Source organism: Rhodococcus sp. 14-2470-1b, from assembly GCF_002259415.1.
In the GTDB taxonomy this organism is placed as follows: Bacteria; Actinomycetota; Actinomycetes; order Mycobacteriales; family Mycobacteriaceae; genus Rhodococcoides.
This window is the reverse complement of sequence record NZ_NPFY01000038.1, coordinates 35,555-60,330: the sequence shown is the minus strand read 5'-3', so window position 1 is coordinate 60,330 and position 24,776 is coordinate 35,555. Positions and strand designations below refer to the sequence as shown.

Genomic DNA, 24,776 nt, shown 5'->3' with positions numbered 1-24,776 from the left:
GAGGGCCGGGGGCGGAGCGATCGGTCCACTGGCGACCGTCCCAGTATCGTTGCCCACCTGCGTTGGAGGGGTCAGGATCGGCGTACCAGCCGGGGTTCGGTGTCGTCATCGGTGAAGTGTCCCAGGTCGATGTCACCGAACTCACCTCGTTGAACTTAAGCGCTATTCGCAGCCGACACCGTCTCCGTCACCGTCGAACTTGGTGCTGAATCCCGGTTGTCCAGCCCTGATGGGGGCGGCTCCGGCCGCACGAACCTCACCGCAGTTCTTGTAGACCGCAGCCGAGGAAGCTGGAGCCGGGTTCGGTGCCGGTGCGGGAGCTGCGGGAGCTGCGGGAGCTGCGGACTCGATATCAGTCGCGGCAGCTCCGCAGTCTCCGAGAACCCGAACGATGGCATCGTGTTCGGGCGGGGTGACCCACAGTCGGTAGGCGGCTTTGACCTCGACCTGCCGCGCGACGTAGGTGCATCTGTAGGCCTTGTGGCTCGGCAGCCACGTCGCGGCGTCGCCGTCGCTCTTCTGCTGGTTGGACGGGCCGTCGACGGCCTGCAGGTTGCGCGGGTCGTTGGCGAAGTTCACCCGGGTGGCCGGATCGAGTTGCTGCGCACCTGTCTGCCAGGCATTGCTGAGCGCCACCACATGGTCGATCTGCACATCGCTCGAGGTGTCGGCACCGCGGACGAAGTTGATGGTGGCGGCCGTGTAGGCGTCGGCCAGGGTGCCGGTCTGCACTGCGCACCCGTTGGAACCCGGCTTCACGGTGACGGCGGTGAGATCTCGCCGCAGTATGTCGTTCCTCGTGTCGCATCCGTTGTGACCGAACTCGACGTCGACGTCGTCGGTCCAGGCCTGACCGAACAGGTCTCGGTCGTACCCGGTTTTCGGGGCTCGCCCCTTGATCGGCACGGTGGCCAGCATGGACAGGGCGGCCTGTGCACTGCCGGCGTCGGCGACAGCCGACTTCGCAGGTGCCGGTGAATCCATCGACTCGGGTGTGGCCGGCGGGGCGACCGGAAGCACGGGCGTGGCATCGGCAGTAGCGGCAGCAGGTGGGGTGCTCAGTGTGGTGGCAGATGCTGCTGGCACAGCCTCTTCCTGCGCGGCTGGGTCGGTGGGCTCCATCGGATTCGCCACACCGATGACCAGCAGACCGGCCAGAGCCGCTCCGGCGATCCACGGCCACTTCCGCCGGCTCTTCGAGGTGGGTGGTGCAGGCGGCGGGTAGCCGGAATAAGGCACGGTGGTTCTCCAGGATCCTTGACAAACGAGTCGATCGACATCGTAGCGGGGGCTCTGGTCAGCATTCGTGACAGCAGAAAGGGTATGCGGTAGAACCGGTTTCGCGGAGATAGGCGCAACAAAGACGAATACGCCGCTGCTGGCGTGGCACGACCTCGGCCTGGATCGGGTGAACTTCGCAGATCATGCGGGAAGCTCCGAATTCTTGGGGGGGCCACGCCTTACCAGCCACGGGGTTCCTGCTTGTCTGTCAACCCTGTGGGCGAGCACCTCGACGATGTCGATCTGGCCTGCGGTCTCAGTCATCGCCGCACGCCCAGCTCGGGACGGGTGAGGGACTGCACGACGAGCGAGAGTCGTACGTCGCCGGCGTCGATGACGACGGGCGGGCGCGGCTGAATCGTCCGGCAGCACAGAACCATCCGCGTCGTGCACTCAGGACGGGTCGGCACGGCGGGTGGGGTTCTCGATGCGGGGGCGCAGGTTGTAGGTGTCGTACCACTGCTGTGCGGCTTGCTTGCTCATGCCGAGGATTTCGCCGATCTTCGACCAGGGCACCGGGCGGTCCTGGCTCCGGAGGCGTCCGATGATGGCATAGCGGTCGGCGATCATCGTCGAGGCCAGGAAGGCGTTGATCTCGAGCGCGTCGACATCGGAGACAGCGGCGGCCATGCGCTGTTCGGAGTTCACCTCCCAGCTCGCAGCATCCTTGCTTCCCTGCTCGCGCACCATCTCTGCGAGTTCGACATCGAGCAGCGCGGCCTTGTATTCGACATACAATTCGGTCAGCTCAGTCGGGGTGAGGACATTCTCGGATTCCATAGCGTCAACATATCTTGACGCTGCCCAATCGTCAAGATATGTTGACGATTGGGCATGTTTTTCAGCTCACCGGGGTTGCGGCTTCGGCGGGGCACCACTGTTGATCGAGACGAAGGAAGCCCTTGCCGTTTCCGATCGGGATGTCAAAACTTAGACAACAGATCCACTGTCCTAGTGATGTTTTCGCCCATGCATGGAGCAAGCCGGGCGCTTTGACGTCCATCGCGAGGCCCTCGGATCTCTCGCGTGTTCGAAGGTGTTGTAAACGTGTTAATGGACAACGTTGAGGTGTATCCACCAGCCGTTCGGACACTCCTCTGTTCGAGGTTCTTCCCGAATCGCTGGCTCTGAACGCGAATACCGCGGCCCGTGAGGCGGCGACCGCAGCACTCGATACCCGTGATCTCACTGCGCTGCTGCCGTGGTTACAGCAGTGGGAACAACGCCTCGATTGACGTCCTGTCCTGCGACCGGTGTTGGTGGTGGCCGGTCGCGTCGACGCTGTGTTGTCCGATTCACCTGCGCCGCAGGGTCTACATCGCTGCGAATGGGCGTTGTTCGTCGATTGGTGAGGCGGTCGAGATTGACCCTCTTCCGGCGTCGTCGGTGGTGGTGAAGTTCTTGACTGAGAACCCTGCGTCGGATGGCGGCGATCGATCGCCGCACCGTGATGCCGGTTTTCCTGCGCCGGGCTATGAGCCTGCGAGGGACATCCCGAGCGCCAGCAGAATGATCGAGACTACGTCCCCGGTCATGCCGATGACGAGGGTCAGTCGGATACCGAGCTTGCCTAGCAGGAGGGGGACCAGCGTCATCGATGCAGCGTGCTGCAGACACGGAGCGGTAGGAATGCCAAGCCGGCGGCGATCGGGGGTAACCCAGCACAGTCTGAAGCTAGGTCGTGAGGCGGTCCTAAACCCGGGGTTGATTCCAGGCCCGCGCGGCTGGACAGCGACTTTCGGGCGCGCCGGACAACGTCTGTCGTTTCGGGCCGATGAGACTCAGCACCTCGTCGTGGGTTAGGTCATGTCATTGTCGTTTCGGGTCGGTGGCGTCAAGGTAGGCGTGGCCGCGAGGGGAGAGTCGATAGCCCGACGGCAGGCTGCGAGTGAGACCGTGTTCTTTGAGCGTTCGGATACGACGCTTGAGCGGCTCTTTGCCGATCGGCAGACCTTCGGCGAGCTGTGCAGCGGTCATGCCAGGTTGTTCGGCGAGTCGATACAAGGTTGGCTCTGCCCAGTGGTGGCGGGCATCGAGTTTCTTCAAAACGGTGCTGATTTCGTCGATCTCCGCCGCCGTGAGGATTGCGTTTGAGGCAAGTTCCTCTCGCGGATCTGGGCCGATCCATCGCAGGGTGATTCGCCACAGCGGAACCGTTTCGTCGCCGCGGAGCGTCGACACCAGCTCGGCACGGCTGTTGTAGCCGGCGGCGGACGCTTCGAGCTGTTCGAGATCAACCCGATCGACCCGGTCGATGCGGACGATTCCTGCCACGGTTCGTAGGGTCGAGCCGGCCTTGATTCCCCGTGTATCCATCCAGCGGCGGTACGCAACAGTGACGTCCCCGGCGGCCACGCCATGAGCGATCCTGTCGGTCAGAATCATCGAATCTCCTGAACGAACTCACCGAATCGCCGGGTAGGGCGGCCGAGAATATTCGCGGCGTCGGGCAACACCGGTGCAGCGTGTCCGGCCGCGATGGTGGTGAACAAGCCGCTGATGGTGTCGACGTAGTCGAGGTGCCACCCCAGGTCGATCACCATCGCGCGGAACTGTGACGCGGTCACCGGCTGGTAATCGTCCACGAGCACCTTCGAGTTGCGGCAGGTGTCGGCGACATCGGCGAAGGTGAGACTTTGTGGTCCGGTCAGGTCGTATTCCCGGTAGGTGTGGTCGCCAAGGAGGGCTTCGACAGCGACCGCAGCGATGTCGCGGGTATCGATGAAGCTGACTGCGGCATCTGATGTCGGGAGCCGTAGTGTTCCTTGTCCGGCTTCGGCGATGGTATGCAGCGGACCGTCTACGAGATTCTGAAAGAACCAGTTCGGGCGCAAAATCGTCCACTTGAGCTTGCTTCGCTGTAGGTGCAATTCGACAGCGCGTTGCTCGACTTCGGCTGGTGCGTAGTTCATTCCCAGCGCGGTCATCAACACGACGTGTGTTACGCCGCTCCGACTGGCGAGGTCCAGAAAAGCACACACTGCAAAGCCGAGGCCGAGTACGGATCGGTGGCCGTCATCACCACCGGGCACGATCACGAACACTCGCTCGACACCGTCGAGCGCGGCGGGCCAGGTCGTCGGATCGGTCCAGTTCAGCGGGATCGCGCTGCGCCGCGATCCCGGCCGCAGATCCGCTCCCCGATCCTGTAGCTGCGCAAGGACTTCCCTACCGACCTTGCCGCTCGCCGCGGTAACGAGGATCGTCACGCGTCCGCCCTGAGGGCGAAGGCCAGCTGTGCAAGCACCACGTCGCGGTAATCCAGATCAGCCGAGGCTCGGTGATCGAGTACGAGCGGGTAGAGCCGCCCATCCATGGTCGCCACCGCAACATCGACAATCGCGGAAACCTCGAAACGGGGGTCGAACGAGCCCGACTCAACGCCGCGTGACACAGCCGCGAAGAATGGACGGCGGTAGTGCTGGGCGAGGTCCGCGGCACGCTCACGCAACTCGTCGTCGTGTGCCGCGGCGGTCCAGAATTCCATCAGCATCCGCCACGTGTGCACTGGTGTCGACAATCCACGATCGACCAACGCGACCAGCTGATGCCACGGATCCTCGAACCCTGCAGCCAGCGACCCCAGCGCATCGACTTCATCCGATGTGGCACCTCGCAGAGCCTCGATCAACATATCCTCGCGGGAACCGAAATAGCCCTGCAGTGTCGACACGGCGACCCCCGACGATTGGGACACGTCAGCGAATCGAGTTGCGGCATAACCACGCTCCGACAACACCGCCACAACATGGGCCAGAACCTGGGCTCGTTTCGCTCCGCCTGCTCGCCGCGTCCGCGACATCTCCTTCGCACTCATGTACGTACCGTATCACGATACGGTACGTACATGAGTGATCTATGCAGCAACATCGCGCTGGCCGTGAACGCGACGTTGACCGGTCAGTGCCTGTGAGTGGTTATGTGCGAAAGCTTGCGCGCAGGTGACTGCGGACTTGTTCTGTTGCGTTCGGTGGTGAGTTCGTGGATGACCTGCGCGTAGATGTTGACTTGTTTCTGTAGCCGATTGTTCTCTCGCCGAAGGCGATCGTTCGCTGCTTCAGCAGTTTTCGCGCGTCGATCGAGGTCTTGGAACGCAGCTGGCATCTTGCGCTGTGTTCGTGCACGTCGTGTGAATTGTTCGGCGAGGTCGGTGTGTTTGTGGGTCAGTACCCATCGCTTGACGTCGGCTTCGACGGCGAGCTGGACGATGCTCAGGGCACCGGTCGAGCGTTGAGGTGTGCCGTCGAGGAGCCGAGTCATAGCTGCCTCGATCGCGTGGCGTTCCGTCATGTTCTCATAAGTCATGATCGTTGCCTTCGCGACGAGTGTGTTGGGTCACAGCGTCTTCGAGTCGGAGTAGTTGCTGTCGTTCACGTGCGACACGTATCGGTGGTGCCAGAGGATCGTCGACCAGGACGCGGAGGGTTTCGATGTCGGTGGTGAGTTCGTCGATATCGCGGTCGGTGCGGGCGATGTTGACGCAGTTGGGTCGGCAATCGGCGAGGTCGGGGGTGCGGCGGGTGTCTGTGTCGTCTCGGCTGAGGCGGCATGCCGCCCGGCGCGGGTCGAAAACGCAGGTCATCCCGTGTCCCGGGTAGATCTGCAGGTCCGGGTTGGCGAGCAAGGTGCGTGCATCGCTACTGGTGCGCAAGACGTATCCCGCGAATCGTTGCGCGCCATCGACGCGGTGCCGGTAGGTGTGTGCAGCCGGGCCGCTGACATGTTCACCGTGTCGAAGGTGCTCGTCCGCGTCGGCGAGCAGATCGAGTCGGGCGAGCCACTCCTCGAACGCCAGGTCGTCTGGGAACCCGGAGGCATAACTGCCGGGCGTAGCCGACGGTCATCTGCACTTTCAGGTGACCGTACTGGATCGCGGCAGCGACGAGGCCGCGTGGTTTGCGGGCGATGAACCAGGCCAGTGTGCGCCGCAGACGGCGGGCGGGAATGCTCGGATCGGTCGGATCGGGGGGTATGACATCGGTGCGGCCGGTGGCCGCGCAGTAGGAGTCGACCCAGCCGATCATGTCGGCGATATCGGTGTTGATGCTGCCGGTGGTGCGGGCTTGCCCGGTCCGGAACTGTCGTGGCCCTGAGTTGTGTTCGCCGAGCATGTGCGGGAACAGCAACGAGTCGTGGTGGAGTTTTTCCAGCACACCGATCGCGGTCGCGACGGGTTCGGCGACCACCCAGGGGTCCGGACGAATCTGTCCTTGCGGCACGGTGGAGCCGGTGGCGTCGTGTGCCCCTTTCCAGTGTCGACCGCGAATGAGCAGCAAGCCACTGTCGGAATCCCGCTGCAGGCATCCGCGTTCGAGGGTGAGTACCTCACCGGTCCGCATGCCGGAGAGGTAGCCGATGACGATGAAGCAGGCGGCGGTGAGGTGGCGGGCCAGCTGGTGGGCTTCGCGTTCGTCGATGGAGTCCTCGCACCATAGCTGCCCGTCGAGGGTGCCGGTGGCCGGTGTCAGCAACGGTGCACCTTCGCGGATCGGCAGCCCCGACCGGCCCAGGATGTCGAGGATCTCCGGACGGCGGAGTGAATCGGGCGCGGTGTCGAGGAGCCGGGCCAGATAGGGCAGGTGGTGGATCAGTTCACCACTGCGACTACGGATGCCCGGTAACGGGCGACCCATATCGGCGTACTTATCGAGCAGGGTGTGCAGATCGGTGACGAGCTCACCTGGGCGGCGCCGCACCCGGTCAGGGCGTAGACGGGTGGGCAGCATGCGTCGGTGGAGCCGTTCGTATTCATCGAAACCGGCCGTGATGTCGTCGGCGAAGTCCTCGACGAATCGCAGTGACCATGCCAGCAGGCTGTTCATGGTGTCGGGGTGAATGCGTGGGGTTCGAATTTCCACATGGCGTGAGGCTTCGAGCAGCCGGTAGACACGTTCGCCGTTCCACAACGGTGTGGGTGGGAGACGATCGGATTCTGGCACGAGTTTCCGGTAGCCCCACATCTTGATTACAGCGGCGAGGAGGTCCTCGCGATTGGCGTGCGTCGTCTCCGCGGTTTTGACGTGCACCAGGTAGTCGTCGAGATCGGCGGGGCTGACCTGTGTCAGAGATCGACATCCACGCGATGCCAGCCAGTCGGTGAAGGCGCGGGTGAACCGGAACATGGTCGAGATCGTCAGCATCGCGGGCGTGCCCCCACGATGATGTCTGTTGACAGTGGCGTCGTCACCGTCATGGTTGATCATCGCCCAGTACAGGTGTTTGAGTGCGAGCTCGAAATCGGGGTGCACGGACCCGAAGTTGAGCGAGGTGCTTCGTGCGTGCGGAGCTAACAACGCAGGTGTCAGATTCCAGCGCTCGTCGCCGAAACGGGACAGGATGACGGTGTCGGTATCGGTCCGTAGTGGGCGGTTCTGCAGGACAACGGTTTCCGATCCCGGGTACCCCGCGTCGTCATCGTCGGTGAGGACGCTGGTCGTGGTCATCGGATGTCCAGGTTGCGCGCTAGGAACCTGGCTACAAGTGTTCGTTGTTCCTCACTCACGTGTGTGCGCGCTTCCTCGATGACGGTGTCGGGGTATCGGCTCATCACGTGGGAGAGTTGAGCCACGGGGCCGGCGAATCGTTGCGCCCACTGCAGCGGCGTCATCTCCTTCGCCTTGTGTTGCAGTCTGTCGTGGACTTCGGCGATGACCGGTAGGTGCTGTGAAGTTGCCCGTGCGCACGGGCACGACAGGCACAGCAGAAACGATGCCGTGCACGGCTGTCCCGTGGGGGCGTGTGGGCTGTGGGTGTTGTCGACACAACCAGCAACAACGGTGTCGAGACGGCCAGCCAACAGGTCAGTCAGCACGCTGGCGGTCAGCCCGACGTGCGCGGCGACTGCGTCCGGATCGGTGTGAGCGTGTTCGATTTGTTTCGGGGTCAGGCTGCGCATCACCGCGGTGCGTCGCGCTTCGGTGACCTGCTCGTCGAGGGTGGCGGCCACGATCTGCTGGTATTCCGCGAGGTTGCCGCGATGCCGGGCTAGATAGTCGTTGGCGAGTGTCTGCTCGGTGTGTGCGACCGGTTGCTGGTGCTGTTCGAGCCAGTTCATCCGTAGTCGTCTGCTGTCGAGTCGCAGCGGGGCAGGCTGACCGGTCTCGTCGACCGTATCGCCGAGTACACCGCGGGCTTGCGCCCATTGGCCGAGCACGTTGCGGCGGAGCCCTGGTAGGAACAGCATGCCGTTCTTCGGCGTGAAATAGGCGAACAGCACCTTGGTTTCGGCGCGGGCACGCACCGGTCCGCAAATATCGTGAACGACCTGATACACGGCGTACGCACTGGACAAGTCGAGCCGGGTCGGAGCGGACGCGGCCGGGTCGTGCAACGCGATGCTCTGGTGGGCGTGCTGTCGACCGCGCCGGGGTTTGATCGTCTCCACAATTGCCGTGCGGGAGGCTCCGGCGTCGCCGTCCGGCCTGTGATGCCGTGCTGGAAGGGTGGCGATCGTGGACAGGTTGTGCCCGGTCAAACAAATCAACAACGCTGCCGCAGCGGCGACATCCTGGGGTGTGGGATACAACTCGGCGAACAACGCCGCCGTCCCTCCATGGGCGGTGGAAATATTATGCTTCGCACCGTTCGAATATCGGGGCACTTGGTCGTGGCGGTCGATGTGATCGAGTAGCCACCCTCGCTCCCAACCGTGTTTGTCGAGGTCCCGATCGATCTCCCCGGCCCTCCATCGAGCCAACAGAGCACGACCCTCATGAATCCGGTGGACGCATTCGCGCACATGCGATTTCGCTGCTGCCGTGATCCGGGTGAACTCTGCGGCACTGTAGGCCTGGAACTTCTGCTTGCTCGAACTGATCTGTGTGCGATGCATCCTCGCCGCGAAATCGTCGGGCACATTGCTGGCATGTCGCAGCAAGCTGCGCAGATTGATCACTTGTGTTCGCCGGTTCGACACCCCTTGCGCCAGCACATACTGATCCCAATGTGTCCCGTGCAGCTGCGCCGGCGTCGCCGGTGACCGATCCGATGAGTCCAAGTATCGAGCGAACGACCGTGCTGCGCCGAGCAGTGTTCGTGCCGATGCCAATGTTCGGGCGGAGCCGCTCGGTCCGGTTCCTTTCGCGAGCGCTGCGGTAAGCCACTCACGCATCGCCTCCCCAACCGGCAGGTCGGAGAGGTCGAACGTGGTCGGGCGGCCACCACGCTCTGGATGGAAGACGACCCGAAAACGGTTGTTCCCCAACGGCTCGTGCCGTCCGGGAGATGTGTAGCCCAGGTCGGGCAGTTGCGCGCGGCGGCCTTGTGCGCTCATGAGAGCTCGATATCGGCCAGTGGGTCGGTGAGCACCCGAGGGTCGGTTCGGAACAGATCCGTCAATACTCGGTCCATGGCCGCACCGTGCGCATGCTCGATCAGTAACGAGACGTCCAGATCGCGGAACGGCTCCAGGTAGGTGTTCATCGTGGTGGCAACATCGGCGTGCCCGAGCAGCGTCATCACGAAGTACCAGGTGTCACCGAACTGTGCCCGGTAGTCCCTCATCTCCTCGGCATCGAGGTGGGCGAAGCGCCGCTCGTACAGCAACCGACCGACAGAGAACCATCGCAAAGCGAACGAGTGCCGCAACATGTGCGCAGTCGCGGCCAACCCGATCAAACCTTCACGCTCGACCCGCTGGTTTGCGGTGACGAACGTGTGCTGCCAACCGTGCGGTATCCGCGGCATGCCGTCCTCGTTCACCCACAGCGACGCCGGGCTCAGCCCGCCGGCATCGTCGTGGAACAGATGCAGCCGCGCGGCCGGGTCGAGGGCGTCCAACGACACCACGGATTTGACACCGCTACGGTCGCAGAGTTCGAGCCGGCGGCCACCGAGCATCCGAATCACGATCCGGCGCTTCAGGATCCGGTCGTATCGGCCCTCCCGGCGTGCTCGCCGTACTGCTCGGGCTCGTTCGCCCTCCACGTAGGCATGTACGTCGGTCAACGTTTCGCGGGGCATCCAGAACCTGCGACCGCGGCTGCCTTTCGCGCATGCGGCCGCCAACCGGCACGTCGTGAACCCGCGGCTGGCATCGTCGACCGGTAGCTCGACCATCAACATGCTCGCCCACTCCGACAACCGCAGCCCAGTTCCGTACAGCCCGTCCGCGAACGCAGTGTCGCGCTGTGCGTTCCGGCCACGCCACCCCGCCACCTCTCGACCACGCCGGTCCAGACCACGCAATCCGATATCACGCCATCGCCGATACCCTGCTGGGTCGAGCCACTTCACGTCACGATCACGCACCACGTGCGGAGTCGCCGAATATTCCTCGGTAGCTATTCCTCTGGATCGGCGACCGCGGACGGCCGTCCGCAGTACCGGATTCGTCACGCCATAAGTGCGGTGTGCCCACTCATAGAACGTGCTGATCGCGACCAGATCCGATCTGACGGTGCCACCTGCAACGCGTACCGGGTTTGCCGCATCGGTCATCCGCCAGAACTTGAACGTATCGATCTGCTCGGAACCTGCCTCGTACCAGCAGCATTCGATCGCGTCGAGGAAACCTAACCATGTTGCGAGAGCGAACGCATACTTGCGAAGCGTTCCCTGCTTGCAGCTCCGCATTCGAGGCGAAGCGAAGAACTCGTCGACCTCCGGCACGCCGTGACCATCCGTACGCAGCAGAAACGGCTGTCCGGCACGCGTCCCGTGCAGGCGGGCCCACTCCGACAACGAGGGCAGCGCGGCCAGCACCGGATCGTCGACGACATCAGCCGACGAACTGGGTGGATCACACCAGAACACTTGCCACCGACGAAGACCGACCATTGCGATCCACCGTATCGGCAAGTACCACGCTGGCGGCCCGAAATCAGTCAAATCGATTGCAACAACAACACTTCACTGGCTAGAGACCCTCGGATCGGACCTTGAGCGGTGTCCCATCGCGAAAAGAGCCGCTTCCGGATGCGCCTGCCACGGTGAGCGCCACGTTTTGTGCACGGATGGACAGATGTCCACGTACTGTTGCCCACCATGCCGAGACCTGGTTGGCGTGTTTGTATCACTCCACACGAGTTGGTGCCGCGGCCAGCGGTGCCGGACACAAATTTGGAGTGGCCTGGGTTCGCGCGGCCAGAGTTGGTGGCCGGCACGCCGTTCCTCATTGACCCATCATTTGAGTATGACATCGAGTTGAATGCCTTCTTCAGATCAGTCGATATGCAGGCGAAGGCGCGCCACACCCAGGTGGGCTACGCCCGCGATCTAGCCGCGTTCTTGAACTTCGTTGCTGTCTCACGAGACAGAGCTCGTTGGTGCGACGTCAACGAGGCTGACCATCTGGCGTACTGGCGCTGGCGCAGGATCGACTCTCAAGGGCCGCACATACAAGGTGCGACATGGGACCGAGAGGTTGCCGCAGTCGACAAGTTCTATCGATGGCAGGTCCGCGCGGGCCATATATTGAACAACCCTGTGCCGCAGAGAGTTCGACGACCAATGCCGTTCGGCGCGGGCCTCGTCCGTCATGACTCTTCGACCACAACACCGGCAACCTACTCGCACGATGCCGCGACGGATCGTATCGAGTGGCTCCCACCCCAGTCCTACCGTTTATGGCGCGATGTCGGGATTCGCGGATATCGCGCCGACGGTGTCCACGACACCGGGTTTCGCGGTCGCTGGGCGGCGCGCAATGCATCATTCTGCGACTTGATGGTGCGCACCGGCATGCGGTTGTCCGAGCAAGCGGCGCTGACGGTATTCGATGTGCCAACAGCTCGCGGTCTCGGGGGCTATCAACGTTTTTGGCTGCCGACGGCCATCGCCAAAGGTCGTTCGGCCCGCCGAGTCTACGTTCCTGAATCCGTGATCGCCGACCTGATCGGGTACGCGACACTCGATCGCGCGGAGGTCATCGCCCGCGCACGCGCCTGCGGACGGTACGAACAGGTTCGCCGCCCGCTCGTGATCCCTGATCCGCATTCGCCGGTCGTCGTACAGACTCGGTCCGGTCTGCGATCGACCGTGAAAGTTTCCAACCTCGATGCCGACGAACGACGCCGCTTGCTCATCGACGGGCCCGATGGCTTGACGCCGGCCGCGTTCTGGCTGTCGGAGTTCGGCACCCCCATCGCGGTCTCGACCTGGAAAGACATGTTCGCAGTCGCCAACACACGGTGTCGTCGAGCAGGAGTTCCTCTGACTGCACATGCTCACCTCCTGCGGCACACGTTCGCGGTGGTGACTCTGGAACAGCTACAGCGCGGACATATCAGCGCGATGACCGAAATGACTGCCGAACAGCGAGGGCAATGGACACAGATCTTCGGTGACCCTCTGGACTGGGTGCGACGTCGCCTCGGACACCGCTCCGTGGTGACAACACAGATCTACTTACACGCGCTGTCGGAATTGGAAATGGAAACGCGAATGATGTTGGTGCCCAACACATGGGAAGATCCCCGCGACACTCCACTCGACGTCTTCGACGTCGCCACTGAGAACAAAACACAGTGAACGGTCGCGGCAGTACCGGCACCGGGCGCCGCGCGATGCTCCCATCTGGCCCGTACACACCGACCGAAGGCGAACACGCCATCGCCTCCGGCCTCACGGTCCGATTCGATGGTGAAGACGGCCGGACTCTGCTGGTGGACGTCGCGAAGATGGCGCTGCCCGGTTGGCACACGGCAGTTGCAGAGGCTCTGGCCCTTGCCCTCGGGGCGACGGGACGCAGCAGGACGCTCAGCTCAGCGAAGGGACTGGTTACGAGGGTGCGATCCATGCTGCGATCCCTCTCGGAACTGCCGGATCCACCGACCGGACCACCGTTGCTGGAGACCGCCCACCTCCAATCTGTCTACAACCAGCGCAGAATCACGCAGAAGGACGTCTACGCCTGGCGAGGCATCGCACTTTTCGGACAGTTCCTGACGTTGCCACCGCTGGTCGATACGGTGAATTCATCAGTGATCGACTACACCTGCCGCCAAATCGGGCAGACCCGGATTGGCCAACCTGGCTACTCGGACGGAGAGTTCGATCGTATTCTCTCAGCCGCTCGGTCAGACATCACCGCATTGCGCGATCGAATTCGACTCTCGGAAGCTGCAATAGGACAAACGGGTGAACAGGAAGGCTTGGAGGGCGACAAAGAGCTCGTCGCGATTGCGGAATCAGGAGTCGTACCCCCGAGCCGGAGCTTCAGCGCGCACGTCGTCAGACTGGAGCTTGCGAGCCGGCTCTATATGACGATCCGGGACCTCGCGCCAATGCTCGTGTTGATGGTGGCGCTGACCGGCCGCAATATCGAAACCATCAAAGAGCTCCCCTGGGAACACCGAATCCTGGAGACACGCGCCGTCGAAGTTCGTGTCATCAAACGCCGCCGCGGCAATCACCGATGGTTCGAGACCGCGACGTGGGAGATCGGGCCACCGGGTCGCGAACTGCACTATCCCGGCGGTCTTTACCTACTGCTACACGAACTGACCACTCGCAGCAGGAACACTTCTGGCAGCGCATCCGTTTGGTCGATCTGGCGTAGCGGCCACAACACCGGCCTTCGCGGTATCGAAGAACATTTCGACCCATTCGCTCGCGAACTGACCGCGACAGCAATCAACCTTGCCGGATGGCGCACCCGGCATTGCCTCCACGCTGACGTCGTCGACGGAACGCCCCCGGCTCCGCTTGCGGTCACCGGCAACCGGATCAAGACCACGGCAGACGTGCGCCGTACCAAACAGATCGGCGGTCACCTCCCGTCCGCTGCCCGGAGCAACACCATCCCGGTTCTGTTCCGGAACTATCTACGCGGAGACCCGACAACACAGGAATGGGCACACACCGTTGTTGCGGCTGCCGTCAGCGACGCCGAATCGAGCGCTCTGGCAGCACACAGACGGGCGCTGCACGTTGCAGGAGGCACACTGAACGTGCAGCCGGAACGCTCCGCCACCAATCCTCACGGGGATACCCCGCCGACGCACACAGACGCAGCCGATACCGCCTGGTCAGCGTGCCGGGATCACGACCACCATCCCGCCACCGGGAGAAGCTGTCGCGCATCGTTTCTCGACTGCTTTCACTGCGGAAACTGCGTGATCACGCCTGATCACCTTCCTGGACTGCTCGGATTGCTCGATGCGCTGGCGGCCCGCCGCGATCAGCTGTCGGAGGCCGATTGGTGGGTCCGATACGGACCGACGTGGGCGGCCATCCGCCATGACGTTCTCTCGAAGTTCAATCGGTCCGAGATCCTGGCGGCAACGGAGATCAAACCCACCGATGCACTTCTCGATCTCGTCGAATCACCATGGGAGCAAACATGACCAACGCCCACCCTCAACCGTCGACGTCGCACCCGTTCGACGAACGATGCGTACTGAACGGGCGGCCGGTGCGCCCGGAGACAGAACTCAGCCGAGCTTCCCGATTCGTAGAGGACGTCTGGGATCTCAGTCCAGCTTTCTTTCAGCAACATCATGTTGCTCTGATCCTCGACTTCACATCCGTGCCGTCTGTCTATCGCACCGTGGCCAAAGAACTTTTCATCGGGCTGCTGGGCGGGCCTGCACCCGCCAGAGGACGCGGCTTACCGAAGGTAGCGACGATTGCCTCGATGTTGCCCACGCTCCGCCACTTCTTCTCCTGGCTCGCTTCGCGACCCAACCTGCGCCAGCCGCTGCTATCGGAGTTGCAACCTTCCGATTTGATTGCGTACCAACTGCATTTGCTCGCGACGCAACCCACTCTCACGGTTCGTGATCGCTATCGCAGTTCGGTTCGGTCGCTCTATCGCTACCGCGGACTCATGGTTACCGATCAGCTGACTTTCGACCCGTACCACATCGATGGTTGGAGCGAGTCCGGCGACAGGAGCGGGCCAGACAACGCGACCGCCAGAATTCCGGAGGCGGTGCTCGGACCCCTACTCACCTGGAGTCTGCGGTTCGTCGATGAGTTTGCATCGGACATTCTCGCGGCAGACCGCGAGTGGCGACGAGTTCGATTGCAAGAAGGGGTAGTTCCGCCCGAGGCAAGGCGTTGGGTAGAGAAGGATCTGGTCCATCTGTTAGCTGAATACCGTGACGCAGAACGCCCACTACCGGGACACAACGGCCAACCGAGCTTTCGCCACCTGTCCCGCCTGCTTGGATGCGATCGCTCGACCTTGCGGACTTACCATGACCTCATCGAGGACACAGCTCGACTGGTCGGGGTCGACAACGATGTCTCGTGTGACGTGGTGATCAACGGACGGATCAACGGGTCCCCCTGGATTGACCGCATCCTGTTCAATCGGCGTGATCGGCAGGCCGGGATCTTGCACCTGCTGTCGGCGCTGAGCGCAGCCTGCTACGTGATCATCGCGTTCCTGTCCGGCATGCGTGACAGCGAGATCAAGCATCTGCAGCGGGGCTGCATCAGCGTCAAACGTGACCCTCACGGCAGGCCCTACCGGTGGATGATCACCAGCCTGGCGTTCAAAGGTGAACGCGACCCCACCGGAGTGCAAGCGACCTGGGTTGTCGGCGCTCCGGCCGCCCGCGCCGTGGCGGTCCTCGAACTCCTCCAACCCCGTAACGAAACCCGGCTGTTCGCACCCTCAACTCATGGCACCGCTGTGCGGATCGGCAAAACCGCCGCCCACGTCAATTTGACCAAGACCACGAACGACCACATCAACAATCTGGTGTCCTGGATCGATGGCTATTGTCGCGCACATGATCTCGCAGAGGACATTCCGGCTGTGAATGCCCAAACGTGGCGGCTGACAACCCGCCAGTTCAGACGAACACTCGCCTGGTTCATCGCACGCCAACCCGGCGGATCCATTGCCGGGGCAATTCAATATCGCCACCAAGCTGTCCAGATGTTCGAGGGCTACGCCGGCACATCGGATAGCGGTTTCCGCGCCGAAGTCGAGTCAGAGGAGGCCCTTGCCCGAGGGGAGGGTCTGATGGCAATGATCGATGCCCACGAACACACCGATCTCGTTGGACCCGCCGCCGACGAAGCCCGCCGACGTCTGAGCGAGCTCGAGTCGAATATCCGATACCAAGGACAGGTCGTCACCGACCGGCGTCGGCACGACCGCTTAATACGCCGATTCGACCCAGCAATCTATCCAGGCCGATACGCCACCTGCGTCTACGATCCGGACAAGGCACTGTGCACACGCGCACAAAACCTTTCGGGCCAGAACGCGCCGACGCTCGGTGGTTGTCGACCTCTCGAATGCCGCAACGTCGCGCTCACCTCAGGCAACCTCGACGAGTTGCGTTCGGAGAGCTCCGATATCGAGCGCGAGCTCGAACGAACACCGTCGCTGCCTCCGTTGCTGCAGCATCGACTACGGCAACGGAGTGAGCAGATAAATCAGTTCGTCGACCGACACGATCCGAACTCAATCCGATGAGTAAACGCATCGACCTCCCGAGCGAGCAGGACGTCCGTCGAGTGATGACAGAGCACATCGAAGACGCAGCATCGGCCGGCGGCCGCGCCACTGTCATCGGCCTTGCCCGTCGACTGGGTCTGTCCAACGCAACCTTCTGGCGGCACTACCCCGCTATCGCTGCCGAACTCAGAGCCGCTTCCGTCGCAGCTCCCGTCGCCACACGGCATGACGACCGGACCGAACTCCTTGCCTCCAACAAACGCGTGCAACGAGACAACGCGGCGCTGACTCAAGACCTCACCCTCGCACTGGCCGTCATCCAGCGGCTAACACTCGACAACCACGCCCTACGGAAAGAACTGGAAACAACGTCAGGGGTGACCTCCCTGCAGTCACGCTCGAGCTCCGCGGACGCTGTCGTGGGCGCGTGTGGCCGGCAGGACCGCTAAGCCTCGATCCACCGATAAAGCTGCAAGATACTGGGCGTCGGGGAGGAAGTATCCTCCGACCAGAATTAATTCGAGTTCTCACACAGCGAATCAGACCAGACCACTCCGAGTATGTTCACCGCTGTCCTTTTTGAGATGACTCGTTCAGCTTTTGACGTCGGATGGCAGATACACCAACGACAATGCTTGCGATCCCAGCCGCGAGGACAAGCGTTGACAGCGGATCAAATTCATTAGTCTCCACACGCGTGTCAAAATCCTGTGCAGCGCAACGCACGACGACTAGCGGTAGGAGGGGACGACTGGACTCGACGTCGACAGCCCCCGGATAAGCATTCTCGCAAATTTCTGAGGCCGAGCGACCGAGCCCAATCTGGCTGGTCGCCCCAAATGCAACACCAACGAGCAAGACGCCGATTAGAACCAGCAGGACAGCTGGCCGTAGCCACCGAGAACCTGTATTGCTCATGCGTTCGAAGTCTAGCCGCCGTCGAGTTGGCGGCGGTCACGGTGACCGAATTGTGACCAAACTCGTGTTCGCGTGTCTCTCCAACGGTGGGCAAACTGACCGTACTGTTCGGTTCGTCCTTGATGCCCTTCACTGTGGGAGCTCCATGAAACCGAGCAGGCTACCTCTCAAGTCGCATATTGGCGATCCAAGCCCATTGATCAATGTCCGCTTCAGGCAGCATCGGACGCGAAATCAAATTGTCGCTCGAAGAATGTCACTTATCGGTGCGTTAATTACATCCCTTGCATTGCTAGTTTCTACACCTGGCGTTGCGAACGCCGATCAATTTCGCAACAACCAGTGGGTATTCGGCTCCATCGAACGCGAATTTATCGATTTCCTTTCCGGTGCTAACCAATACGGCCAAGGCGGCACCTCGAGTATCGGAGAACCCACCAGTGGCGAGCTTTACGCAGGAAACAGCAACGAGGGGCGGTAGCAGGAATTCGGGTTTACTAATCGCATTTACTGGTCGCCGAATGTCGACCCAAACAAAGGTCGTCAAATCGGCGGCTTGATCATGAACAAGTGGCTTAATTTGCCATCGCGTCAGTACAGAACGTATGTCAACGGCCCGTATCAGTACGAGAAGCGAAGCGACGAACGTGGACGACTCGGGTACCCGGTCACACGTGAGAGCCCTGCTTCTGGCGGGCGGTACAACAACTTCCAGGGCGGCGCGATTACATACAAGTTCGGAGCCACATCTGCCTATGCCACCTGGGGTAACATTCGCGATCAGTGGGCTGCGCAGAACTACGAGCTTGGACCCTTGGGCTTCCCGAGCAGTGATGAGTACCTGTGTCAAGATGGAACAACGTCCAATGATGGTTACGAGTCATATGGCGCTTCCGGACAGAACTTCCAGAACGGCCAGTATCTGACGTCAGGACGCAGGCCGCCGACATTGGGCTACAGCTCAGTCCTCTTCTCCAAACTCACCTATCAGTCATCTTCCCAATACACGACCGCAATTTCGCAGGCATCCACTGCTTGGAATGCACTTGGGAGCGTCCAGGTTACCCCCTATGACCCTGTGAACCCGACGCTCACTAATGTGGAAATTTCCGACGCCAACCGTCCGGACGTCACATGGGCCGGGCTATACAGCAACACCGACTTTGGGGTGGACACTATTCAAATGAATACAGCGAAGCTCGGTAACGCCAGTAATCAACGGAACGTTATGACACACGAGATGGGTCATGCGCTCGGTTTGGCGCATAACTGCAAAAGTCAGCTGATGGATCCGATTTCAAACTCATCGGTTTTTGCGCCGCAGTTCATGGATCAAGCCGCCTACCGTCAACTCTGGGGATGACATGATGAAGGTCAGAAGTTTAGGATCAAAGTACGGCACGGTGGGCGTTGCGAGCTTATTCGCCTGCATTGTATTAGTTGGCTGCAGCACTTCGGCAGGCACGCAACCTGGAGATGCTGGCACGACTGCCAGCGTGACTACGCGCACACAAGCAGTGGAAATGGACTCGGCTTTCGATGTGACAGACCCTCAGCAGCTTGCCGGTTGGGCCGACGCGGTCTTCGTCGGAACAGTGATTGAGCAAGTCGGTACGAAGGCAGTTGGGCCGTTTCCCGAGACGCAGTTTTCTGTTGAGGTGCTTCAGACCCTAAAGGGTGACGTCGCGGGCCAAATACTCGTCAATCAGCAAGGCGGGTATGGCACCGACGGTACGTTGTACTTACTGGACGATGACCCACTGATCGAGCCGGGAGCAACATACCTTATGTCGGCTGGCTTCTTGCCGTCCGAAAACTGGTACACGGTCGCTCCACGCGCGGGCAAAGTGACGTTGTCAGCAGAGGAAGTTGCTGCCGTCAGCGATGGAACTGCGCGGCGATCAACCGATGAGCCAGCGCCGGTCGCAACAATGCGAGATGCCATCGACAACGAGATTCCGTTCGATCCGAACCGCGAATCGGAGCCCGTCAGCTCCGAACCGCCAGTGCCACCAAGGTAGGTGTGTGACTTCAGTCGACTGGACCGGAAGCTGATCTTCACGTCCCACCAGTGCAGTTCGGGGGTGTATGACTTATTCCCGAACTGCACTGACGTTTTAGCCTGTCTTGGCTGTCGACGGGCCAAATCCTCATCCGCGGTGGCTCCGCTACAGCGGCAGCTCATGGTCCGAGCGTGATTCGGGCAGGTGTCGAACCCTCGTTGGTGATGGCCCGAAACAGCGGGATACTAATCGGATGCACAGTGGTCAGAGGCAAACCCCGTCTACAATATGTTGACCAGGACTCTCCGAGGTGGGTCGACGATGCGGCGCGTGGGGGGATCGAAGCTCACGGGCCAGTTCTCGTACAGGTCGGGGGTCATTGTGCGACCGCCAATCGGTGCGGCCCATGTTCGGCGACTGCGTCGGAGGCCGCAGGGGTCCAGCGCAAGCCGTGTTCGCCGAACGTAGGTGCGGTGAGGGTGTAGCGGCCTGTGCGCTGGGTGATTCCGCGTCCGTGGACGGTGGTCTCGAGTGTGATCGAGCGGATGCGGCCCCTGCCTTGCTCGATGCCGCCGTAGACGATGGGCCGAGAGGAAATCGTCAGATCGAGGCCGGGCATTCGACCGTCCGTGATCGCGAATATCCCTGCGTGAGTGCGGTTTCGGGCCAGCAGGGCACGTGCGCGGGTCGGTGGTACGTCGCGACCGTGGACGGTGCTGATGACCAGATCGATCCCATCGATGCAGATATTGGCGGCGTCGAGAGGGTCTGCTTGACCGGGGTCGATCAGGGCGATCTTCGACAAGTCCCCGCCGTGTTCGTGGACGGCGAGGAGCCCGAACTTGGGTTGACCGATCAGGGCGACGTGGTGGCCGGCCGCGGTGGCGGTGGCGACGAGTCCGACGAGAATCGATCCGGCACCGGTGATCGACAGGGCCGTTCCACGGGCCAGTGCGCCGCGTGGGAGCAGTTCCGACAGCGGCGTGGGTACCGGCAGGGTTTTGAGGGTTCGTGAGCGCACGGGGCCGCTCAGGGCCCGCTCATCGCCGTCGGTCGCGGCGGCCTGCGCGTTCGGCTGCGAGGGGGCGAATGCGGGCGAGTCGTCGGAGTCGACTGGTGCGTGGTCGCGGCGTCCGGGGATCGCGGCCATGCTGCGGCGGAGAGCGGCGAGCTGTGCAGCCTTGTCCAGGTTGGTCAGGTCGGGGATCGTGTCGGCGGTACCGGCCATGAGTGCGACCTTTCGCCGAACGGATCAGTGCCCTCAATCTATGCGAACATACGTTCGATGTCGAACTACCTGCGTACGTTCGTAGCTGGCCCTGGTTCGCGAACCCTGGCGGCGTTCACGAGGCGGTCGAGGGAGAGTTCGGGGTCGGCCGTCAGGTGGCGATGTTCGGCGAGCAGACGCCTGACGTGATCGAGGTCCGCGCGCACGATCGGGTCGTCGGGGTCGTAGCCCTCGTCGATGATGGCCGCGCGTTCTTCTGGGTCCATGTCTAGTTCGACGCGGCGGCGTCGGGCGCGGTTCCCGTGTCATAGATCAGGTCGTCAGAGCCGTCGTAGCGGTAGGCCCGCTGTCCGCTGGGGAGCGTCACCCATCCGGCCTGTCCGTGATCGGGATTCGGATCGAAACTGCGGTCGCTGGTCATGGGATCAGTATCTCGTTCGCCGTGCCTGCACGGTCGGGTGGTCAGCTGTTGACGAGTTGGCTGGCGCGCTGAAAGGTCACGCCGAGTAGCGATCCGATATCTCGGACGGGTACCTGAGCGGTGGCGAGCTTCTTCGCGAAGGCCTCGGTGCTGGCTTTGACGCGGGCTTCGTCCTCGGCCAGACGTGCTCGCTGTGTCGCAATCTCGGCAATGCGGACCGCGAGATCCTCTCCCCCGGGTTCGAGTTCGATGTGCTGCTCGATCTCGACATCGGCGAGGGCGACTCCGGTTTCGAGGGCGATCAGTTCTTTCGCCGCGGTGGGGACATCGTCGATGCGACGGGCCTGAGTGAGGGCGTCGAGTTCGGGGACAGCGATCATCCACCACTTGCCATCTCGGGTGACCGACACCGTGTAGGTCTTGTTCACTGCTGCGCCTCCTTCATGGCTGCGAGGATCTTGCGGTAGACGCCGGGCGAGATCGTCCGGTGCCCATCGGGCACAGTCACTTTGACTGCGCCATCGGCCGAGACCCACGTACTGTGCGAGCCGACCGTGCGGACCGAAGTGAACCCAGCCGCCTTGAGGGCCTTGACCACTTTCCGCGTGGGCTGCTCGGTAACCATGACTTTAGTCTAGTTTATTGGACACTTTCTAGTCAAGTCGACTAGACGAAATATGGCCGAGTAGCGGTGCTGTGGTCGACACGGAGGAAGTGCCTATTCCAAATTTCCTCATCCGGTTCATCTGCCTGCGAATTCGGTCCGGTTAGGGTGGTCATCGACAGCAATGTGTTTCCATTCGAGAGAGGCCGCATCGAACCGTGGCGAAAAAAGTATTCACTCAATTGGTCGACGATATCGACGGCTCGGTCATCGACGACGAATCAGGCGAGACGATCGAATTCTCCGTCAATGGTGTCGACTACCTCGTTGACCTTAAGGCGAAGAACGCCAGCGAGTTTCACCGGAAGATCGGCTACTACATCGAGCACGCAACCCGGGTCGGCGGGCGTAAGCGTCGACACTCCCCCACCTCCACGCCTCCATCTGCTGCACCCTCGAACAGCGGGGCCACACGTGATCCGGCTCAGACCAGAGCGATCCGGCAATGGGCCGCAGACAATGGTTACGAAATCAACGATCGCGGCCGCATTCCCGCTGCGATCGAAGAAGCGTTCAACGCTACACACTGACGTAATCGGCCTCGTCGGCCGGTTTTCTCCTCTGCCCTACACCAACCGGCCTCCCGATTTGCTCACGAAACGACTGCGCGAGATCAAAGCCAGGCCGTGCGTGCGCTGCGGGCATGTGTGCCGGGATCCTGTTCTGCGCAGGCAAGACTCTCTGATCTTTGGTTCGAGTTCGAGTTAGCGGACGGCAGTGGTAACCGGATCGAGAAGGAACAGGCACTGCTGCTCCACGTAGCGGTCGACCTCCGCCGTGACGCCAAGGTTCGTTCCGACGCCAATAGTGTCTGGCGCCGAGCCGATCCAGTTGAGGTCGTAGCTGGTGTTCTCATCACGGAACTGGAAACTTGGCCCGGGCTGCGAGAAGGTTTCGCTGAAGTCGCCGGCGTTGATGAGGATGTCGTATCTGGTACTCGCGCCCTCGTGAGGTCCCATCGCGACGATGCTGCCCGGGAACGAGATTGTCTGACCTCGATGAGCCGCAGCGAACGCTGCGATGTCAGGCGAGCAAGTGTCGGTCAATGCGAGCAGGGCCGCGAACTCCGGACTGTTCTCCGACGTGAGAACAACGTCGTCAGGCAACGGCGATGGTGTAGGCGTCGCCGTGGCCATCGATTCCGGGGACGGTTGCTCGTTCGGGGCCGCTACCTCACTGGGCGCAGGACTGGCAGTTTCCGCAGGGCCGGTATCTCTTTCGCCGATAATGCCGATGGTGAAGATGACCGCGAGCGCAAGCGCAAACACGCCGCCACCGACAATCAAAAGGCCCCGACGAGACTTGGGTGCCGGGCGTCGGAACGTGATCTCCGTCCGGATCTTCGCGGGTACCTGAGAGACAACCTCCCAGCCTTCACTTTCCCACTTTTCGATGGTCCGCGACTCCATGCCGCGAACCGCGCGGACCGTCTTAGTCTCATAAGTGATTTCGGTGTCCGTTGTCATGCGTCAGCTCCAAGATCTTCGCCGGAACGTCACCGGACTCGCGAGGACCCTACCGAACGACAACGCTGAAGTGACCGGCGGCACTGAGGACTCGGTGCAACCGTATCGAGTGGAATAGGTCTCAACTTCGCCAGCAGAAGTGAGCGCGTCGCAGTGGCTCGATTCTCGGTCAGCGACTTGAACCTACGAAGTCACGACCGGTGTCCATCGGGGCGTACTCGTCGTCGACTCGGTCGTCCGTGCCCGCTTCATCGATGCCTGGGCTCTGGTCTTGGCCGGGGTCGGTGGTGTGCGTGTGGTTGGCTGCGAGGGGGGTTGCGGTGCTGCGTTCGCTGGCGATGTTCTGCTGGACCTGTGTCCAGGTCTTGATGTGTCGAGAGACGGTCGAGGTGTGCAGCTCGAGGTGGCGGGCGATGTCACTCAACGACCAGTCGGGGTGCGCGAGGTAGAGGTCGACGCTGGTCCACACGGCGGGCTTGAGCAGGCCGTTATCGAGGTCCTCGTCTATCCCGGCGAGCGCCGATCCTGCTGTTGCGCTGTACTGTTCGCTCTCCACGCGATCGATTGGGTATTCGATGCGAACTGTCTCGGTGGCCGTATCGAAGGATTGGGGGGTCTCGATCGTGGTTGCGGCACGGCGGCGGGGTGCGCGGAGCACGACAGCGACGATCTCGCTCATCGTGAGGACCATCGCGGGCGCTAATGCTGCTATTGCCGCTGCGACGGCGGCGTTGAGGACGGTTGCGGTCAGGACGGCGTGATAGGCGTTGCCTGCGATGGACAGGATCGCCGAGACGGTCAGCACTGCCACGACGAGTCGCCGGCCTCTTTTGGTGGCGGCGTCGGTGTGTTGAGAGAGGGCGATCCGGATGACGGCGGCGGCGAGGATCGGGCCGTCGAGAGCGACGGGGATGACCCAGGCATCGGCCGGGTGGATGCCGGCCATGACGGCGAGGTCGAGCAGGGTGGAGAAGGAGAGCTTGAAGGATGCTGCGCCGACGACGATGGCGATGGCCAGGCCGGTGATCAGGGCACCGGTCAGGACGCGGGGGTGGATGTCGAGGGTGTCCTCGCTGGTGGGGTCGTGGTCGGGGGTATTAGCGTTGTTCATTGATCGCAGGTCCGTTCTGTGATCGACCGGCCCCGGCGGTGTTGGAGCACTGTCGGGGCCTTCGCGGTCGGATGATGTAATTCGGTGTGGCCACAGGTGCGCGAGGAGATCGCAGATCTCTGCGCTTCTGTTGCGCGGTCGGGGAAATGGACGTCGCGGCCGAAGTCATTGCATTACAACCGCTTCGGCGGGTGGGGTCTACCGCCTGGGCCGAGCAGGGCCAGCAGCCTTGGCATCGGCGGCGGTCCAGCCGTGCACGCCGGCTGGGCGGCACTCGTCGTGATAGACCGGATCGGCCGGCACCGAATTCGCTGGAGTCTCGGAGT

Annotated in this window: 27 protein-coding genes; 8 read left to right on the top strand and 19 right to left on the bottom strand. The window is 62.2% G+C overall.

The window, feature by feature from the left end:
* The 12 genes from CH293_RS26285 to CH293_RS26235 form a co-directional block, all read right to left on the bottom strand.
* A partial coding sequence (locus tag CH293_RS26285) for a DUF2510 domain-containing protein (RefSeq protein WP_141217218.1) occupies window positions 1-109 on the bottom strand: 109 nt, incomplete at its 3' end.
* Between the two features lie 53 nt (window positions 110-162).
* Window positions 163-1,239 (bottom strand): DUF1524 domain-containing protein, encoded by a 1,077-nt coding sequence (locus tag CH293_RS26280; RefSeq protein WP_094721889.1) that lies wholly within the window; start codon window positions 1,237-1,239, stop codon window positions 163-165.
* Between the two features lie 435 nt (window positions 1,240-1,674).
* The gene (locus CH293_RS26275) at window positions 1,675-2,061 is read right to left on the bottom strand and encodes a hypothetical protein (protein ID WP_094721888.1); all 387 of its coding nucleotides are present in this window, start codon (window positions 2,059-2,061) and stop codon (window positions 1,675-1,677) included.
* 692 nt (window positions 2,062-2,753) lie between these two features.
* Window positions 2,754-2,876, bottom strand: coding sequence for a hypothetical protein (locus CH293_RS28695; RefSeq protein WP_255122990.1), 123 nt, complete (start codon window positions 2,874-2,876; stop codon window positions 2,754-2,756).
* Window positions 2,877-3,090: 214 nt separating this feature from the next.
* Window positions 3,091-3,666 carry a hypothetical protein gene (locus tag CH293_RS26265; RefSeq protein ID WP_094721887.1) on the bottom strand — a complete coding sequence of 192 codons (576 nt, stop codon included), beginning with the start codon at window positions 3,664-3,666 and terminating at the stop codon, window positions 3,091-3,093.
* Complete coding sequence (locus CH293_RS26260) at window positions 3,663-4,490, bottom strand: NAD(P)H-binding protein (RefSeq protein ID WP_094721886.1); 828 nt, start codon at window positions 4,488-4,490, stop codon at window positions 3,663-3,665. The genes CH293_RS26265 and CH293_RS26260 overlap by 4 nt, the downstream gene beginning before the upstream one ends.
* Window positions 4,487-5,098, bottom strand: a complete 612-nt coding sequence (locus tag CH293_RS26255; RefSeq protein WP_094721885.1) for a TetR/AcrR family transcriptional regulator — start codon at window positions 5,096-5,098, stop codon at window positions 4,487-4,489. Before CH293_RS26255 ends, CH293_RS26260 begins: the two co-directional genes overlap by 4 nt.
* Before the next feature lie 83 nt (window positions 5,099-5,181).
* Window positions 5,182-5,586 carry a hypothetical protein gene (locus tag CH293_RS26250; protein ID WP_094721884.1) on the bottom strand — a complete coding sequence of 135 codons (405 nt, stop codon included), beginning with the start codon at window positions 5,584-5,586 and terminating at the stop codon, window positions 5,182-5,184.
* Window positions 5,576-5,932, bottom strand: a complete 357-nt coding sequence (locus CH293_RS28430; protein WP_217900791.1) for a hypothetical protein — start codon at window positions 5,930-5,932, stop codon at window positions 5,576-5,578. Before CH293_RS28430 ends, CH293_RS26250 begins: the two co-directional genes overlap by 11 nt.
* A 73-nt stretch (window positions 5,933-6,005) precedes the next feature.
* Complete coding sequence (locus CH293_RS28425; RefSeq protein WP_217900790.1) at window positions 6,006-7,724, bottom strand: hypothetical protein; 1,719 nt, start codon at window positions 7,722-7,724, stop codon at window positions 6,006-6,008.
* The gene (locus CH293_RS26240) at window positions 7,721-9,553 is read right to left on the bottom strand and encodes a hypothetical protein (protein ID WP_094721883.1); all 1,833 of its coding nucleotides are present in this window, start codon (window positions 9,551-9,553) and stop codon (window positions 7,721-7,723) included. Before CH293_RS26240 ends, CH293_RS28425 begins: the two co-directional genes overlap by 4 nt.
* Window positions 9,550-11,058: a hypothetical protein gene (locus CH293_RS26235; RefSeq protein WP_094721882.1), complete on the bottom strand. Its 1,509-nt coding sequence runs from the start codon at window positions 11,056-11,058 to the stop codon at window positions 9,550-9,552. Before CH293_RS26235 ends, CH293_RS26240 begins: the two co-directional genes overlap by 4 nt.
* Window positions 11,059-11,373: 315 nt before the next feature.
* Here CH293_RS26235 and CH293_RS26230 point away from each other — a divergent pair, with 315 nt between their 5' ends.
* The 7 genes from CH293_RS26230 (at window position 11,374) to CH293_RS26205 (ending at window position 19,578) form a co-directional block, all read left to right on the top strand.
* Window positions 11,374-12,750, top strand: a complete 1,377-nt coding sequence (locus CH293_RS26230; RefSeq protein WP_231893742.1) for a site-specific integrase — start codon at window positions 11,374-11,376, stop codon at window positions 12,748-12,750.
* A gap of 35 nt (window positions 12,751-12,785) precedes the next feature.
* Window positions 12,786-14,567, top strand: coding sequence for a hypothetical protein (locus CH293_RS26225; protein WP_141215008.1), 1,782 nt, complete (start codon window positions 12,786-12,788; stop codon window positions 14,565-14,567).
* Window positions 14,564-16,657: a hypothetical protein gene (locus CH293_RS26220; RefSeq protein ID WP_094642678.1), complete on the top strand. Its 2,094-nt coding sequence runs from the start codon at window positions 14,564-14,566 to the stop codon at window positions 16,655-16,657. Before CH293_RS26225 ends, CH293_RS26220 begins: the two co-directional genes overlap by 4 nt.
* The gene (locus CH293_RS26215; protein ID WP_042940335.1) at window positions 16,654-17,088 is read left to right on the top strand and encodes a hypothetical protein; all 435 of its coding nucleotides are present in this window, start codon (window positions 16,654-16,656) and stop codon (window positions 17,086-17,088) included. The genes CH293_RS26220 and CH293_RS26215 overlap by 4 nt, the downstream gene beginning before the upstream one ends.
* 614 nt (window positions 17,089-17,702) lie before the next feature.
* Window positions 17,703-18,038 carry a hypothetical protein gene (locus CH293_RS27990; RefSeq protein ID WP_141217217.1) on the top strand — a complete coding sequence of 112 codons (336 nt, stop codon included), beginning with the start codon at window positions 17,703-17,705 and terminating at the stop codon, window positions 18,036-18,038.
* A gap of 81 nt (window positions 18,039-18,119) precedes the next feature.
* Window positions 18,120-18,920: a matrixin family metalloprotease gene (locus CH293_RS26210; protein ID WP_008720606.1), complete on the top strand. Its 801-nt coding sequence runs from the start codon at window positions 18,120-18,122 to the stop codon at window positions 18,918-18,920.
* Between the two features lie 160 nt (window positions 18,921-19,080).
* A complete protein-coding gene (locus CH293_RS26205) occupies window positions 19,081-19,578 on the top strand; it encodes a hypothetical protein (RefSeq protein ID WP_008720607.1) in 498 nt (165 codons plus the stop codon).
* Window positions 19,579-19,936: 358 nt separating this feature from the next.
* Here the strand turns inward: CH293_RS26205 and CH293_RS26200 are convergent, their stop codons facing one another.
* The 5 genes from CH293_RS26200 to CH293_RS26185 form a co-directional block, all read right to left on the bottom strand.
* The gene (locus tag CH293_RS26200) at window positions 19,937-20,788 is read right to left on the bottom strand and encodes a hypothetical protein (protein ID WP_094721881.1); all 852 of its coding nucleotides are present in this window, start codon (window positions 20,786-20,788) and stop codon (window positions 19,937-19,939) included.
* A gap of 65 nt (window positions 20,789-20,853) precedes the next feature.
* Entirely contained in the window at window positions 20,854-21,054 is a 201-nt protein-coding gene (locus tag CH293_RS27985; protein ID WP_141217216.1) for a hypothetical protein, read from the bottom strand.
* Window positions 21,055-21,056: 2 nt separating this feature from the next.
* Window positions 21,057-21,209, bottom strand: coding sequence for a hypothetical protein (locus CH293_RS28320; RefSeq protein WP_176460132.1), 153 nt, complete (start codon window positions 21,207-21,209; stop codon window positions 21,057-21,059).
* Between the two features lie 41 nt (window positions 21,210-21,250).
* Window positions 21,251-21,637 carry a hypothetical protein gene (locus tag CH293_RS26190; protein ID WP_008720161.1) on the bottom strand — a complete coding sequence of 129 codons (387 nt, stop codon included), beginning with the start codon at window positions 21,635-21,637 and terminating at the stop codon, window positions 21,251-21,253.
* Window positions 21,634-21,834 carry a type II toxin-antitoxin system HicA family toxin gene (locus CH293_RS26185; protein WP_008720157.1) on the bottom strand — a complete coding sequence of 67 codons (201 nt, stop codon included), beginning with the start codon at window positions 21,832-21,834 and terminating at the stop codon, window positions 21,634-21,636. Before CH293_RS26185 ends, CH293_RS26190 begins: the two co-directional genes overlap by 4 nt.
* 197 nt (window positions 21,835-22,031) lie before the next feature.
* Here CH293_RS26185 and CH293_RS26180 point away from each other — a divergent pair, with 197 nt between their 5' ends.
* Window positions 22,032-22,403: an Lsr2 family protein gene (locus CH293_RS26180; RefSeq protein ID WP_094721879.1), complete on the top strand. Its 372-nt coding sequence runs from the start codon at window positions 22,032-22,034 to the stop codon at window positions 22,401-22,403.
* Between the two features lie 174 nt (window positions 22,404-22,577).
* Here the strand turns inward: CH293_RS26180 and CH293_RS26175 are convergent, their stop codons facing one another.
* Together CH293_RS26175 and CH293_RS26170 are read right to left on the bottom strand one after the other, a co-directional pair.
* Window positions 22,578-23,339, bottom strand: coding sequence for a DUF4839 domain-containing protein (locus CH293_RS26175; protein ID WP_094721878.1), 762 nt, complete (start codon window positions 23,337-23,339; stop codon window positions 22,578-22,580).
* Window positions 23,340-23,508: 169 nt separating this feature from the next.
* Entirely contained in the window at window positions 23,509-24,450 is a 942-nt protein-coding gene (locus tag CH293_RS26170) for a DUF2637 domain-containing protein (protein WP_094639408.1), read from the bottom strand.
* Between the last annotated feature and the right edge of the window lie 326 nt (window positions 24,451-24,776).